The organism is Paenibacillus piscarius (assembly GCF_022234545.1).
Taxonomy (GTDB): domain Bacteria; phylum Bacillota; class Bacilli; order Paenibacillales; family Paenibacillaceae; genus Paenibacillus_AQ; species Paenibacillus_AQ piscarius.
This window is the reverse complement of record NZ_JAIEUI010000017.1, coordinates 62,957-77,201: the sequence shown is the minus strand read 5'-3', so window position 1 is coordinate 77,201 and position 14,245 is coordinate 62,957. Positions and strand designations below refer to the sequence as shown.

The 14,245-nt window shown below is 54.4% G+C and carries 12 protein-coding genes and 1 tRNA gene; 2 read left to right on the top strand and 11 right to left on the bottom strand.

The window, feature by feature from the left end:
* Positions 1 to 107: 107 nt before the first annotated feature.
* The 9 genes from K1558_RS23315 to alaS all read right to left on the bottom strand — a co-directional run bounded on the left by K1558_RS23315 (position 108) and on the right by alaS (position 10,812).
* Complete coding sequence (locus K1558_RS23315) at positions 108 to 2,306, bottom strand: methyl-accepting chemotaxis protein (protein WP_238654174.1); 2,199 nt, start codon at positions 2,304 to 2,306, stop codon at positions 108 to 110.
* A gap of 260 nt (positions 2,307 to 2,566) precedes the next feature.
* Complete coding sequence (locus K1558_RS23310) at positions 2,567 to 3,889, bottom strand: peptidase U32 family protein (protein WP_238654172.1); 1,323 nt, start codon at positions 3,887 to 3,889, stop codon at positions 2,567 to 2,569.
* A 248-nt stretch (positions 3,890 to 4,137) separates the two neighbouring features.
* A complete protein-coding gene (locus K1558_RS23305) occupies positions 4,138 to 5,070 on the bottom strand; it encodes a peptidase U32 family protein (RefSeq protein WP_238654170.1) in 933 nt (310 codons plus the stop codon).
* Between the two features lie 51 nt (positions 5,071 to 5,121).
* Positions 5,122 to 6,168: an endolytic transglycosylase MltG gene (gene mltG / locus K1558_RS23300; protein ID WP_238654168.1), complete on the bottom strand. Its 1,047-nt coding sequence runs from the start codon at positions 6,166 to 6,168 to the stop codon at positions 5,122 to 5,124.
* 373 nt (positions 6,169 to 6,541) lie between these two features.
* Positions 6,542 to 6,850, bottom strand: coding sequence for a DUF1292 domain-containing protein (locus tag K1558_RS23295; RefSeq protein WP_238654165.1), 309 nt, complete (start codon positions 6,848 to 6,850; stop codon positions 6,542 to 6,544).
* Positions 6,843 to 7,151, bottom strand: a complete 309-nt coding sequence (locus K1558_RS23290; RefSeq protein WP_238654163.1) for a DUF1292 domain-containing protein — start codon at positions 7,149 to 7,151, stop codon at positions 6,843 to 6,845. Before K1558_RS23290 ends, K1558_RS23295 begins: the two co-directional genes overlap by 8 nt.
* Before the next feature lie 13 nt (positions 7,152 to 7,164).
* Entirely contained in the window at positions 7,165 to 7,584 is a 420-nt protein-coding gene (gene ruvX, locus K1558_RS23285; RefSeq protein ID WP_238654161.1) for a Holliday junction resolvase RuvX, read from the bottom strand.
* A complete protein-coding gene (locus K1558_RS23280) occupies positions 7,581 to 7,856 on the bottom strand; it encodes an IreB family regulatory phosphoprotein (RefSeq protein WP_036696603.1) in 276 nt (91 codons plus the stop codon). Before K1558_RS23280 ends, ruvX begins: the two co-directional genes overlap by 4 nt.
* 322 nt (positions 7,857 to 8,178) lie before the next feature.
* Positions 8,179 to 10,812 carry an alanine--tRNA ligase gene (gene alaS, locus K1558_RS23275; RefSeq protein WP_238654303.1) on the bottom strand — a complete coding sequence of 878 codons (2,634 nt, stop codon included), beginning with the start codon at positions 10,810 to 10,812 and terminating at the stop codon, positions 8,179 to 8,181.
* A 510-nt stretch (positions 10,813 to 11,322) separates the two neighbouring features.
* On the opposite strand from alaS, the gene K1558_RS23270 reads away from it, so the two are divergent.
* A tRNA-Pro gene (locus K1558_RS23270) sits at positions 11,323 to 11,399 on the top strand.
* Positions 11,400 to 11,512: 113 nt separating this feature from the next.
* On the opposite strand, the gene K1558_RS23265 is transcribed toward K1558_RS23270, so the two are convergent.
* A complete protein-coding gene (locus K1558_RS23265; RefSeq protein ID WP_238654159.1) occupies positions 11,513 to 12,934 on the bottom strand; it encodes an MDR family MFS transporter in 1,422 nt (473 codons plus the stop codon).
* 116 nt (positions 12,935 to 13,050) lie between these two features.
* Here K1558_RS23265 and K1558_RS23260 point away from each other — a divergent pair, with 116 nt between their 5' ends.
* Positions 13,051 to 13,644, top strand: coding sequence for a TetR/AcrR family transcriptional regulator (locus K1558_RS23260; RefSeq protein ID WP_238654157.1), 594 nt, complete (start codon positions 13,051 to 13,053; stop codon positions 13,642 to 13,644).
* Positions 13,645 to 13,665: 21 nt separating this feature from the next.
* Here K1558_RS23260 and K1558_RS23255 read toward each other — a convergent pair whose 3' ends face one another.
* The gene (locus tag K1558_RS23255) at positions 13,666 to 14,220 is read right to left on the bottom strand and encodes an STM3941 family protein (RefSeq protein ID WP_238654155.1); all 555 of its coding nucleotides are present in this window, start codon (positions 14,218 to 14,220) and stop codon (positions 13,666 to 13,668) included.
* Positions 14,221 to 14,245: the final 25 nt, after the last annotated feature.

Below are 14,245 nucleotides of genomic sequence, written 5' to 3'. Positions count from 1 at the left end.
TATTGTGATTTCATTCAGTTGTATTTTAGGCCAACCTAAAAAAGCGCCACGCAGCCCTATTCGGCTTGCGTGACGCCCTTGCTTCAGATACTGAACGGCTCTGATGTTTATTTGATGGTAAACAGCGACAATTTGCTCTCCAGCTGGGTTGAAGCACTCTCCAGCTTGCCGGACAGCGATACCAGATGGTCGCTGACATTCTGCTGCTCGCTGCTCAGGGAAGCTACCTCTTCGGAGGTGGCTGAGGACTGCTGCGCGACCGCACTGACATTCCCCATCGCCTCCGACAGCACGCCCTGTGAATGGTTCAGGCTGTCGATTGCACCGGTAACAGACTCCAGACTGGTGATGAAGTCTTCCATCTGTCCCTTCACCGATACGAAGATCTCGCTGGTGTCCTTCACGGAAGCCATCTGCTGCTTGAACAGCGGAGCTACCTCTGAGAGCACCACCACCGTCTCATCCATCTCAGCGATAATCTTGTCCGTAATTCCGGCCACCAGGGCAATGGACTGCTTGGATTGGTCCGCAAGCTCGCGCACTTCCCCGGCTACAACCATGAAGCCGCGGCCGGCTTCGCCTGCTCTCGCTGCCTCAATCGTAGCATTCAACGACAGAATATTCGTCTGCTGGGTAATATTCTTCATGACATCCAGCACCTTGATGACGGAATAGACCGTTTCCTTCAGGTTATTGACTCTCTCCACAAGGGCAGAAGTCATCTCGCCGGTGCGTCCGGTCTGCTCCAGCAGCTCTTCCAGCTGCGTCGCTCCCTGGCCGCTGGCTTCGCCGACACCGCGGGCAGCCTGATCCATCTCGGCATTCGCCGCAATCACGCTCTGCATCTGCGTACCGATCAGATCGGTCAGCTCATTGCCGCGTTCTGCCTCCTGGGCCAGACTTCCGGCCCCTCCGGCAATCTCTTCTGTAGCAGCAGCAATCTCTTTGGCTGAAATAGCTGTCTTTCGGGAGGCCTCACCAAGCTCGCCGGCGGTTTCCAGCACCTCGCGGGCCGTATCATTCGTCTGCGCGACCAGATCGGTAATCCGTTCCATCATCAGGTTGAACGAAGCCGACAGCTGGCCGATCTCATCCTTGGAGACGAACTCGGTGCGGACGCTCAGATCGCCTTCGGAGCCCTTCAGCATCAGATCCTTCAGACGGGCCAGCGGCTTGGCGATCAGCTGCACCATCCAGAAGCCGACCAGAATAGCCAGCAGTGCTGCAACTCCGGCAGCCAAGAAGGTAGTGGTGAGAATCGGCGTCGCCGCTTGAACCAGCTCCCCTGTAGGCACTGCGCCTGCAAGCTTCCAGTCTGCCTTCTGCATCGGATTGTAGACCGCAAGGATATCCTTGCCATTCTCATCCTTGGCCTCTTTGCTCTCATTGTTCTGCTTGCTGTCCTTAATGAAGGCCAGCGCCGAGGCCTGCCCGTCCTCCTCCGGCTGCGAGGAAGCGACTACCATTCCATCCGGGGCCACCAGCTGAATCCGTGAGCCATCGCCTAGCTGCACACTCTTGAACGCTTCTTCGAGAAGGCTGCTCTTCAGCTCCAGCATCACTACATAAGTAGCATTGGAGCCCAGGTTCTTCAGCGTTCTCACCATGGCAATATTCTTCCCGCCGCTGCCCGCAACGGCCGTCGGGAACCAATAGTTCTGAGCGGCCTTGGCCTCCGCTGTATAATAAGGTTCATAGGTCGAAGAGTTCTCGACTACCTTCTTGAACCATTCCTGGTCACGCAGATCATCCTCATCGAAGCCGGAGCTTCCGCTGGAGATAATCGCCATCTTCGGATCCTGCGGAATGAGCGAAATAGCGACAATATTCGCATCAGTGGTTGTCTGGCTGGACAGCTTCTTGCTGATCGCATCCGTAGCTACGAAGCTGTCATAGCTGTTCTTCGCTGTGGACAATTCAGTCAGTGTAGCCTGCATCTGTGTATCGAAATAGAGCTGAAGCGCCAGATTCTCATATTGCTTCAGAGTAATATCAAGCTTCTCCGAGGTCTGAATAATCGTCTGCCGGTTAGCTTCAGCAACATTGTCTTTGATTGTATTCTTGGCTTTGTTAAACGACAGGAACCCCAAGAATAACACTACAACTACAATGGAGGATAAAAAGATCAGAAACAGCTTCACCCCGACAGACTTCATCGGGTTCACTCTCTTCACCTGACGTAATGAGCCGTTTAACACGCCCTTGAAGCCGCTCTTTTGCTCGATTTGCTTTACACTTTGTGAATCGTTTTTACTCCCTGCCTCGGTCTTCTGTACAGTCTTTGGCTTTTTGTTGTTTTTTGCCACTTTAATCCTTCTCTCCTTCAGTTTGTCTCTCTTACTTTCCGGATCTGGAGCCTCCATTACCTCACCCTACCTATCCCTTAGATTAGAAGACGTATGTAAGCGTTAACTGACATATATATCGGCACAAAGACTCATATTTCTTAGCATTTTTAGATATTTTGCTTCAATATTTCATAATATTTGTCGAAATGCATAAGTCAAATGGCATATAAAAAAGGAATGTCCCATTGTAAACGGACATCCCTCGGATTGTAAGCGGATTATTTACGTTTGCGCATCATATCGAAATAAGCTACAGGCTGCTCCACCTTCAGACGCACCCGCTGCAGCGGATGGCGGGCCGCATCCAGCGGATTGCCGTTCTCATCCCACAGCTCGCCTACTGTCTGCTTGAAGGAGGTGTGATCCGGGCCGAAGAACTCGACTTCCTGCCCCGGCTTGAAGTGATTACGCTGCTGAACCAGCGCCGTGCCGCTCTCTGCATCGTACTCCAGCACCAGACCGGCAAAATCATAAGGAGCCGCCTTCTCCTCCGGCTCATAGATATGATCCTCGTGATCCGGCGTATCGTAGAAGAAGCCCGTGTTCAGCGGACGGTTCGCCGCCTTCTGCAGCTCCTCCAGCCATTCCGGCTGCAGCACATACCCTTCCGGGTCCGCCATATACGCATCAATGGCCTTACGGTAGGCATTCACAACAGTTGCCACGTAATGAATGGATTTCATCCGGCCTTCGATCTTGAAGCTGTCGATTCCGGCTTCGATCAGGTCAGGAATACTCTCCAGCATACAGAGATCCTTAGACCCCATGGTAAAAGGATTGTCCTCCGGCTGGTGCAGCGGCAGCTGGGTAACTCCTGGCTGCAGAGCCTGAGGCGCATCCGCCTGCTCCTCCTCTGATACCCATGTTCCTTCCGGACGGGCATCCTCGAACAGATCATACTTCCAGCGGCAGGACTGGCAGCAGCCTCCGCGGTTGGAGTCGCGGTCAGTGAAGTGGTTGGACAGCACACATCGGCCGGAGTAAGAGGAGCACATCGCTCCGTGGATGAAGCTCTCAATCTCGATATCCACATGCTGCTTAATCTCCGCAATCTCTTCCAGGCTGGTCTCCCGGCCCAGCACGACCCGCGGCAGCCCTTCCTGCTTCCAGTAGGAGACAGCCTGCCAGTTGAGCGTGGACTGCTGGGTGCTGAGATGCACCTCCAGGCCCGGCACCAGACGGAGGGCAGTATCCACAATCACCGGATCGGCAACAATAATAGCCGCGATGCCGGCCTCATACAGATTGCGCAGGTATTCTTCGATGCCGGCGATATCTTCATTGTGCGCGTAAATATTGGTAGCGACGAATACCTTAGCCCCGTATTTCTTTGCAAATTCCACGCCCTCGCGCATTTCCTCGAAGGTGAAGTTATCCGCCCCCGAGCGCAAGCCGTATTTCTGTCCTCCGATATATACTGCATCCGCACCATAATGCACGGCGAATTTCAATTTCTCCAGGTTTCCTGCCGGAGCCAGGAGCTCCGGTTTGTCCAGACGGTAACGCTTGCCCTTGAATTGGGGCTTCGTCATAGTTCCCATTCCTGTTCTCCTTTCTGTGTCTCATCTTGTGCAAGATAAAAGACTAACATCGGGTATAAACGCTGCTGCGGTGAATTTGGACTTTCGGCCGCTGTTGTCTCCAGATGTTTGTTTATTCCACTTAGCGGATAACATCCGGATACAAAGGCGGACGCATTCGCTCCTACAGTTCCAAATCCCCCTCCGCTGCTAACCCTTATGTTGCCGGAAAAACCTTGCAAGAGCTGAGACAATACCTTTTTTATATATTAATAGACCTGCTCTTTGTAGAAGAAGCCGAATGACAGCTCACGCTCCTGGTCCTGTAAGGCCCGGATCTCCTCCAGCCAAGCCTCATCGAAGGCATATCCTTCGGGATCAGCGGCATATACGTCCATGGCGTGACGGTATGCCTTAACGACTGCGACATTGTAGGCTACCGGCTTCAGCAGTCCCTCAATCTTCAGGCTGTGAACACCCGCCTTCAATAAGAAATGCAGATCTTCAAGTATACAGATGTCATCCGAGCTCATAATATGCGTGCCGTTCTCGTCCTCATAGATCGGGAACTTCTCATTCGGGCGCTCGGCTTCAATCAGGAACAGCCCGCGCTCCTTGCCCAGGCTTCCGCCGTCACTCGGCCGGCCCTGGTGGGTCATATAGCTTGCGACCAGCTTGCGCTTGGAATGATAGATATTGGTCATGCCATGCACCTGCACCTGGGCCTCGATCTCCAGATGCGGCACCATCTCGGTCATTTCATCCATATTGAGCTCCCGGGCCAATACAACCCGTGAAGCCCCCTTGCGGCCCCAATAGTTCGCTGTAGCATAATTGGTTGAAGTCATCTCCGCATTCCAGTGCAGCTTCATCCCCGGCGCTTCCGCCTTCACTGCCGCAAGCACAGCCGGGTCTCCGAACTCCACGCCGTCCACTCCAAGGTCCCCGATTGCCTTCACATAAGCCGGAAGCTCCCCCAGCATGGAATTGGCAATCAGCCCGTTGATGCTGGCGTATACCTTGCCGCCCCGTCCATGAGCCAGCTTAACAGCAGCTGCGGTATCCTCCAGCGTGAAGTGCCCGGCCAGCCGCATTCCGAAGCGGTCATCACCGATCAGCAGAGCTGTAGCCCCCGCATCCAGTAAGGCCGCGGCTTCTTCCAGAGAAGCTGCTGTCGCCAGCAGCTCCGGTGTTTTATTCATGATTGTGTTACCTCCTGTGCCTAGCGCATCTATACCATTCTACGCCTGTTGCTATTGATTTTGCTTGCTTTTCTGAATATTGGCTAAATGTTCCTTGTAGGTCTTTGCAAACAGATGCCCCTGAGAACCGTCCTTCTTGGTCACATAGAAGAAATAATCCGATATTTCCGGGGTCATCGCCGCTTCGATGGAAGCCAGACCGGGACTGCTGATCGGCCCGGGCGGCAGGCCGGCCTGCTTATACGTGTTATAAGGGCTGTCTACCTTCAGATCCTTCTCGTACAGCCGTTCCTTCTGCTTGTCCAGCAGATACTGGACGGTAGCATCAATCTCCAGCTTCTGACCTTTGTCCAGGCGGTTATAGATAATGCCGGCCACCAGCGGGCGCTCCTTATCCACAACTACTTCACGTTCCACAAGTGATGCCACCGTCAGCAGTTCATGGAGTGTAAGCCCCCGGTTCGCCAGCTTCGCTCTCCATTCCGGAATGGTATCCAGCTTCTTCACGAGCTGCTCCAGCATGGCCTCGATGACCTCCTGCGGCGTGCTGTCCTTCGCCAGCTCATAGGTCTCAGGGAACAGATATCCCTCCAGCCGGTGGCGCAGCTGCGGATTGTCCGGGATTTCCAGCTTGCTTACGGCTTCCAGCCCCTTGCCGGAATCGATCAATTGCAGGAACACCTCGGGCTTCTGGTTCCAGGCCGCTGCGAGCTTCTCTGCCACCTGGACCGCGGTATATCCTTCGGGGATGGTGAATACAACTGTCTCTTCCTTCACAACATCACCCGCATTCATCCGGCTAATCAGCGTATCATAGGTGTCGCCGGGACTCAGGCTATAGGTTCCCGCCTTGAAGCTTGAGCCCTCCTGCACCCATTTCAGATACCCCTTGAAGAACAGACTGTTCCTGATAATACCCTTCTGCTTCAGCAGATCGGCGATTTGCGCACTGCCCATACCCTTCTCTATAGTTACCGTTACGGCGGGCCCGGCGGGCTCTACCGGCTGCATTCCCTTCCAAATGTACCATGCCCCTCCCCCGGCAGCGAGCACCAGGACAAGAATGAGGATCAGCACAGTGCGGATCACGGCTTTCAAATGTTACGCCTCACTTTCCGACTATAAAGTATAAAATTGTATTGTCTAAAATTCAACTTATTTTTTCAGTCCTATATAAATTGAACTAATGTTTTTAGGTTTTAGGATTAGCCGTGACTCCAGAGAAGTTTTGGACTTCCGGCCGCTGCCCTTCTGCAGATTTCTTAATTTATCCCGTTATTAAGGGTTGAAATCCGCATACAAAGGCGGACGCTACCGCTCCTCCAGTTCCAAAATTCCCCTCCGCCACTTTTCCTTTAACTTAAATTTTTAGTTCAATCTATACAGAATGCTGCGTGCAGCAAATAAGCAAAAAGAGCGCGGAAAAATTCCGCCCTCTTCCGTACCCGTGCTAGATGAAGTTGCCGCTGACCTACTGGCTGTCTTCAGAGGGAAGGGTAAGCTCATCATACAGCTCGGAAACATCCTCCCACTCTTCGTCATCCATGATGCTCTCCAGCTCAGGCAGCCCGTCCGGGGAGACAACGATGCGCAGAATCTCCGGCTCTGCGCCTCTCCCGGGGCCGGCCAGAACAGCGTAAGCACGGTCACCGACAGCAAATTCGGCAATAATATCGTAAACGGAAGACTTCCCCTGCTCATCTTCCAGTTCTACTGTTTCTCCATATACATCCTTGAGCTTCGAAGTCCATACTGCCTCTGCAGCGGAGAACTCAGCCATTCTCCGGGCCTCCGTCCAGCTCATCGACCAGCGTATTGAAGGTCTCCTCCACGATGGCCCATTCCTCATCATTCTCAATCATGAAGAGCTGCAAATCGTCGCCGTCTTCCTCGTAACGGAAGGCATATACCTCATCTGTCTCCTCGTCCTCGGAATCGAGCGGAACCACCATCATATACTTGGCATCCGATCCGTCCACTTCAAACTTCATGATGACCTCGAATTCCTCTTCATTACCTTCCTCATCGGGAATATAGATAATTTCCGGTTCTTCTTCTTGGCCGATCTGTTCGTTTGTCATATCCGCACACCCCTCACCTTTTACTGTTAGCATCCAAAAAATTTTGCAAAATCAGAGCTGCGGCCATTTTGTCCACAATCCCTTTGCGTTTCTTGCGGCTGACGTCCCCGTCAATCAGCACCCGCTCGGCAGATACCGTCGTCAGACGCTCATCCCATAGGTGTACGGGCAGATCTAATTGCTCCCGTAGCTGTTCGGCGAATTCGATGCATATTTCGCCACGGGGTCCTACTGAGCCGTTCATGTTCTTAGGCAGCCCAACGACAATCTCAGCAATCTCATGCTCCTTAACCAGCTCGCGGATCCGGTCGAATTCCTTGCCGTTCCCGCGCCGCTCGATCGTCTCCAGTGCCTGCGCTGTCCATCCGAAAATATCACTTGTGGCGACGCCGATTCTGCGGTCGCCGTAGTCCAGTCCCAGCTTCTTGCTCATTTCGGCTGGTCCACCCGGTGATTAGCCAGATAGAACCGGACCAGTTCTTCAATCAGCTCATCACGCTCTTTCCTCCGGACTAAACTTCTCGCATTGTTGTGGCGCGGAATGTAAGCCGGATCTCCGGAAAGAAGATATCCTACGATCTGATTGATCGGATGATATTCTTTCTCCACCAGTGCATCGTACACTGCGAGCAGTATTTCCTGGGGAGAGGCTTCCTTTTCGTCGCCCTTCACATTGAATTTGACCGTTTTGTCCATGGAGTCCATCTGGTGACACCTTCCTTCTGCAAAATCACCCTGCTGCGGGCGGCTTCGCAAAGTTGCTGCTGTACAGCTCACTTGCTGCCTTCATCATAACATATTCATGCCCCGGCGAGGAAATCCTCCTGCTGTAAAAGCGCTTTTTTTGGCATTTTGTCTACAAAACCAGCTGTTTTTTTGGGTTTTGAGCTATTGCAAGCCTGAGGTCAATGATGAATACCCCAAAAAAACAACTTTTTTGTGAATAAAGCAGCGGTACTGAGTCCTTGCCCCCAGTACCGCCTCATTCCATTTATTAATCGATATTAATATTTTCTTGCAAGCAATACTATGCCAGTGCGGCTACCAGCTCTTCTGCCTTCTTCAGGGCTTCGCTCAGCTTGGAGGCATCCTTCCCGCCGGCCTGTGCCATATCAGGCCGGCCGCCGCCGCCGCCGCCGCAGACTGCGGCGATCTCCTTCACCAGCTTGCCGGCATGGAAGCCCTTCTTGACCAGCTCCTGAGGCACGGCTACCACAAAGTTGACCTTGTCGTCCATCGCAGCCCCGAGCACCAGAACAGCATCCGGGAGCTTGGACTTCAGCTCGTCCGCCGTGGAGCGCAGAGCGTCCATACTTCCGGCCTGCACAGAGACCGCAAGCAGCGGTGTACCTCCGCCCACTGTGATGACACTGCTGGTCAGTTCAGCAGCAAAGGTTGCGCTGAGCTTGGACTGCAGCGATTCGTTCTCACGGCCCAGCTCACGCACCTGGGCATGAAGGGCTTCGATCCGCTTCGGCACATCGGTGATCGAGGATTTCAGCAAGGCAGCGGATTGCTTCAGCAGATCCAGCTGGCTCTCCGTGAACTGGTAAGCGTAGCGGCCGGTCACAGCCTCAATCCGGCGTACCCCGGAGCCGATGCCGCTCTCGCTGAGCAGCTTGAAGATGCCGATCTGCGAGGTGTTGGCAACATGGCATCCGCCGCACAGCTCAAGGCTGTAGTCGCCGACCTGCACCACACGCACGATATTGCCGTATTTCTCACCGAACAGTGCCATCGCTCCCATTGCCTTAGCTTCATCAATCGGCTTGTTCTCGATAACTACCGGGAGGCTCCGCCAGATCTGGGCGTTCACACGCTGCTCGATGTCGCTAAGCTCCTCCGCCGTGATCGCTCCGAAGTGCGAGAAGTCGAAGCGCAGACGCGAGCCTTCTACTAAAGAACCTGCCTGATTCACATGGCTGCCGAGCACTTCCTTCAGCGCCTTGTGCAGCAGGTGGGTAGCGGTGTGGTTCTTCACAATATCCTCACGCTCAGCCCGGTTCACTTCGGCACGGACGGTATCGCCTACCTTCAGATCGCCGGCTTCTACCGTAACAAGGTGAACATGCTGGCCGTGCGGAGCCTTGAACAGCCCGGTCACCTTGGCGGTCACGGATCCGCCGGTCAATACGCCGGTATCGCTGACCTGGCCTCCGCTCTCCGCATAGAACGGAGTGCTCTCCAGAACCACCTGGCACTCGGCGCCCTCGCTGACCGTATCCTGAAGCGCGCCATCTACTACAATAGCCAGCACCTTGGATTCGGTTACCGTGTCATTATATCCAACAAATTCACTTTTAACCGTCAGATCGGCCAGTGCGCCGCCTTGAATCTTCATGCTGGCGCTGTCCTGGCGGGCCGCTCTGGCCCGGTCGCGCTGCTCCTGCATCGCGGCATCGAAGCCGGCGCGGTCTACCGTCAGCCCCTGCTCGGACGCGAAGTCCTCAGTCAGGTCAAACGGGAAGCCGTAGGTGTCGTAGAGCTTGAACGCATCGGCGCCGGCAATGGTGCTTAAGCCGTCAGCCTTGGCCTTGGCACTGATCTCGCTTAGAATCGCCAGGCCGTCGGACAGCGTCTCGTGGAAGCGTTCCTCTTCCAGACGGATGATTTTGGCAATGTATTCACGGTTCTCCACCACGGACGGATAGTACACGCCCATAATCTCACCAACCGTCTCGGTCAGCTCATGCAGGAACGGACGGTCCAGGCCCAGCGTCTTCCCGTAGCGTACGGCGCGGCGGAGCAGACGGCGGATAATATAGCCGCGCCCTTCATTAGAAGGAAGCACGCCGTCACCCACAGCGAATGTAACGGTACGCACATGGTCAGCAATGACTTTTAACGCGATGTCCTGTTCAACCTGATCCTTGTACTTCACTCCGGCAAGCCCTGCGGTCTTCTGAATAATCGGCTGGAACAGATCGGTATCGAAGTTGGAATCCACATCCTGCAGAATGGACGCGAAGCGCTCCAGACCGGCACCGGTATCAATATTCTTGTTCGGAAGCGGCGTGTAACTGCCGTCCTTATTATGGTTGAACTGCGAGAATACGAGGTTCCATACCTCCAGCCAGCGCTCATTCTCGCCGCCCGGATACATCTCGGGATCGCTCATATCACTGCCATAGGCTTCACCGCGGTCATAGAAGATCTCCGAGCAAGGGCCGCAAGGGCCTTCGCCGATATCCCAGAAGTTGTCGTCACCCAGCTTGATGATGCGCTCTGCGGGCAGGCCGACCTTCTCATTCCACAGCTTGAAGGCTTCTTCATCCTCAGCGTAGACGGTAACAGAGATGCGGTCCGGGTCGAACCCGATCCACTCCTTGCCGGTCAGGAATTCCCAGGCCCAGGTAATCGCTTCTTCCTTGAAATAGTCGCCGATGGAGAAGTTCCCCAGCATCTCAAAAAAGGTATGGTGGCGGCGCGTCTTGCCCACGTTCTCGATATCATTGGTGCGGATGCACTTCTGCGAGTTGGTCAGGCGGGGATTCTCGGGAACCTCCCGGCCGTCGAAGTACGGCTTCAGCGGCGCCATGCCTGCGTTAATCCACAGCAGCGAAGGGTCATTGTGCGGCACGAGCGACGCACTTGGTTCAATCTTATGGTTCTTGCTCTCGAAAAACTGCAGCCACTTGGAACGGATTTCACTTGCTTTCATCATGTACAGCTCCTGTCTCTTGATTAATATGGCCTGCCGGCCGGAAAGCTCAAGGTTACCCGAAAAATCAAAACAAAAAAACGCCCCTGAATGTTATTCAGGGACGATGATTATCGCGGTACCACCCTGGTTATCGCCTGGACCCGCTACTTACACTTACGGGCAGCTTGCAGACGATCGCCTTGTGCGGCTGTTAACGGGGGCCCCCGGCGGTTGTTACCGCACTCCGAGAGTAGCTTTCTGCCGGCCTGTCTTCGAGGTTCTCACAGCCAATGCGGAATCCGCAAAGGAACCTGTTCTCTGGTGGAGCCATGCCCCGGCGTACTTCTTCTCATCAACGTATTGTCCGATATGCATCAATAACACCTCAAGTATAGCCAGCGGCCCGGGTTCTGTCAATCAGGACTGGTTCAGGGGCCAGCGGCGGACAGCCGATAAGTACATATTGTACGCTAAAAAGGGTGTTTACAGCGTTTACATCGAGGCGTATAATACTAGTTGTTCAGACGTCGAGACGTAGCTCAGCTTGGTAGAGCGCTTGCTTCGGGAGTAAGAGGCCGCAGGTTCGAATCCTGTCGTCTCGACCATTTTCTTCTTAATCTAAAGTCTGTATCATACATTCTAACAGAGCAGTAATCTTCCAGTAATGGAGGATTACTGCTCTTCGCTTTATAGCACCAGCCTCATCCATACACCTGAGCTATGATCTTCGTATTCTGGGCAGATACGCCGCAGGAATTAGTCCCAAGACCGAGAAGGCAATCGTCCACATAAACGTATGGTCGAAGGCAATAACCATAGCTGCAGGGTCGTGCGGCAGCACAGACTGGAGCTGATTCTGCAAAATAACCGCGATGACCGACACCCCAAACGCCCCGCCGATCTGCTGCATAATACGGGTGGTGCTGCTGGCATGGGGAATCTGTCCGGGCGTCAGGCCCGTATAAGCGGAAGCCATCACCGGCAGAAACACAGCTCCCAGTCCAGCCCCGCGCAGGATCAATACCGCGCTCGCAAAATAATAGCTGGTCTCCGCACTGAGCGTTGTCAGCGGCCAGGTTCCCAGTATCGTCAGCAGTGTTCCGGCCAGCACCACAGGTCTCGCACCGATCCGGTCGGTCAGCTTGCCGGCCAGGGAGCGGGTCAGCAGCATTCCGATGCCCTGCGGGGCAAGCAGCAAGCCGGAGACCAGCACCGACTCCCCGCGGACTTGCTGGAAATACAGCGGCAGCAGAAGCATCGCTCCGTAGCTGGTCAGCCCGGAGAGGAACAACAGAACCGAGGATACCGTCAGCGGGCGTTCCTTGAACAGCATGACATTGATCAGCGCTTCGCTTCCTTTGCGCAGGGCATAAATTGTAAATAAGGCAAGCAGCAGGATTCCGGCCAGCAGCGGAACGAGAACCTTCATATGCGCGAAGCCGTGGCTGCTGTTGACTTCGCCAAGACCATAAATGATCAGTACGATAGCTGGCGACAACAGCAGCAGTCCCGGCAGATCCAGCCGCAGTGTCCGGGCGCCGGCTTGCTCCCCGGGAAGTCCCTTCCAGGCCATCACGATGGCAACAAGGCACAGCGGAATATTGACGAAGAAGATCCAGCGCCAGCTCAGATGATTGATAATCAATCCGCCCAGCACCGGTCCGAGAATGGGCCCAAGCAGCGCAGGGAGCGACACGGTGGCCATTCTTTTCCCCATATTCTGCCCTCCTGAGGCGCGCACGGCCAAGGTCTGCATAATGGGCATCAGCAAGCCTCCGCCGATCCCTTGGAATACCCGGAACACAATCAGGCTCTCCAAATTCCAGGCCATGCTGCACAGCACCGAGCCGAGAAAGAACAGGCTCAGCGAGAACAGCCACATCGTCCGCCCCCCGAACCGCTCTACGGCCCAGCCGGTCACAGGGATCACCATCGCCAGTGCAAGCAGATAACCGGTCATCACCCATTGAATGATGGACACCGGACTCTGGAATTCCCGTGCCAGCGTGTCAATTGCCACATTCGTTATTGTTGTATCAAACATCGGGGCCAGGATGCCAAGCATTAGAATCCACAGTAATTTGGTCTCGGACGCCTGCTGCCGGGCAGGTTCATGGACTGTTGCGGCTTGTTTTGGCAAGTGAATTACCTCCCTTGGGATACCAAATAAGAAACTTGAAGTTTCTTATTTGAGCCTATGATATACTATCCACATAGGAAACGCAACGAAATTCTCCAATGGAGGTTGATATAGACATGTCCACTTCTCAAGAACAGGATAAATTGAAGAACAGACGCAGAGGCAAGGAGCTGGAGGCAGCTATTCTGCAAGCCGTAAGGGAAGAATTGCAGGAGCAGGGTTATGCCAATCTTACGATGGATAGCGTCGCTGAACGGGCGGGAACAAGCAAGGCTGTACTCTACCGGCGCTGGGCTAACCGTGCGGAGCTTGTGCTTGCGGCTATCCGGGAACGTGTGCCCCTGCCGCTGGAGGAGGTGCCCGATAACGGGAACCTGAGGGATGACATATGCGGGGTGCTGCGGGCCATGAATCACAATAATATTCAAGTGATGTTGAACGCTTTTTACGGGCTGGTAGCAGAAATGGGCGATATGCCGCTTGCCTCCTACATTTTTCCCAATGGGCGTCAAAACCGGACGATGTCAATACTGCTGCAACGGGCTGTTGAGCGTGGAGAAGTGTCAGCCGAATCCGTTACTCCCCGAATGCTCACTTTGCCGTCTGATCTGGCCCGCCATGAGCTGATGCTGTATAACGCCCCCATGTCGGAAGAGACGATCGCCAATATTGTGGACGAGGTGTACCTTCCGCTGGTGATGAAGAAGTAGATCTTTTTTATACTCTCACGCTTACCACTGCCCCGCCCACAGCCGTCTTCTCAGCTCCATCTCTTCATATACCCGATCCAGGGACATCCCCATGGACTGGCCCGTAATATTTACAGGAGTGCCGGAGAGACGGAAGTTGATCGCCATCAGCCACCGCTTAACTCCGCGTTGCCGGGCGAGATATGCTTTGGGATCAGCCAGATGGATGCAAATGTTCTTTTGTCCGGAGAAGCGGATCAGGCGGATATCCGTAATATCCTCCCACATGATGCGCCCTCCGGGAATCGCGGAAGACCGGTCATCGATGCCCTGGGCATCCACTACAAGCAGCGGCGAACGGCGCAGCAGCATCATAAGGTAGATTACAGTCGCCAGGCCGAACATTGCGGTGCAGGCGATCCCCAGCGTCCGCAGAAGATTAGCAAGATCCGATTGCACCTCTCCTGACCACACCAGAAACTGGACCCCCACATACGTAAACATCAGCGATCCCGCAAACAGCAAAAAGATCTTCACCTTGGAACCCTTCACCACAAGCGGCTGGTAATCTCCACCTTGATATGGCCGGTAATCCATGTTGTCCTCCTCCTTCAGATCCCTG

What these genes read in the sequence shown, in the direction of transcription:
- K1558_RS23305 (WP_238654170.1), bottom strand. Translation starts at nt 5,070, where the DNA reads ATGAATAAAACACCGGAGCTGCTGGCGACAGCAGCTTCTCTGGAAGAA.
- K1558_RS23295 (WP_238654165.1), bottom strand. Translation starts at nt 6,850, where the DNA reads ATGGCTGAGTTCTCCGCTGCAGAGGCAGTATGGACTTCGAAGCTCAAG.
- K1558_RS23290 (WP_238654163.1), bottom strand. Translation starts at nt 7,151, where the DNA reads ATGACAAACGAACAGATCGGCCAAGAAGAAGAACCGGAAATTATCTAT.
- K1558_RS23260 (WP_238654157.1), top strand. Translation starts at nt 13,051, where the DNA reads ATGTCCACTTCTCAAGAACAGGATAAATTGAAGAACAGACGCAGAGGC.
- alaS (WP_238654303.1), bottom strand. Translation starts at nt 10,812, where the DNA reads ATGAAAGCAAGTGAAATCCGTTCCAAGTGGCTGCAGTTTTTCGAGAGC.
- ruvX (WP_238654161.1), bottom strand. Translation starts at nt 7,584, where the DNA reads ATGAGCAAGAAGCTGGGACTGGACTACGGCGACCGCAGAATCGGCGTC.
- K1558_RS23310 (WP_238654172.1), bottom strand. Translation starts at nt 3,889, where the DNA reads ATGGGAACTATGACGAAGCCCCAATTCAAGGGCAAGCGTTACCGTCTG.
- K1558_RS23255 (WP_238654155.1), bottom strand. Translation starts at nt 14,220, where the DNA reads ATGGATTACCGGCCATATCAAGGTGGAGATTACCAGCCGCTTGTGGTG.
- K1558_RS23280 (WP_036696603.1), bottom strand. Translation starts at nt 7,856, where the DNA reads ATGGACTCCATGGACAAAACGGTCAAATTCAATGTGAAGGGCGACGAA.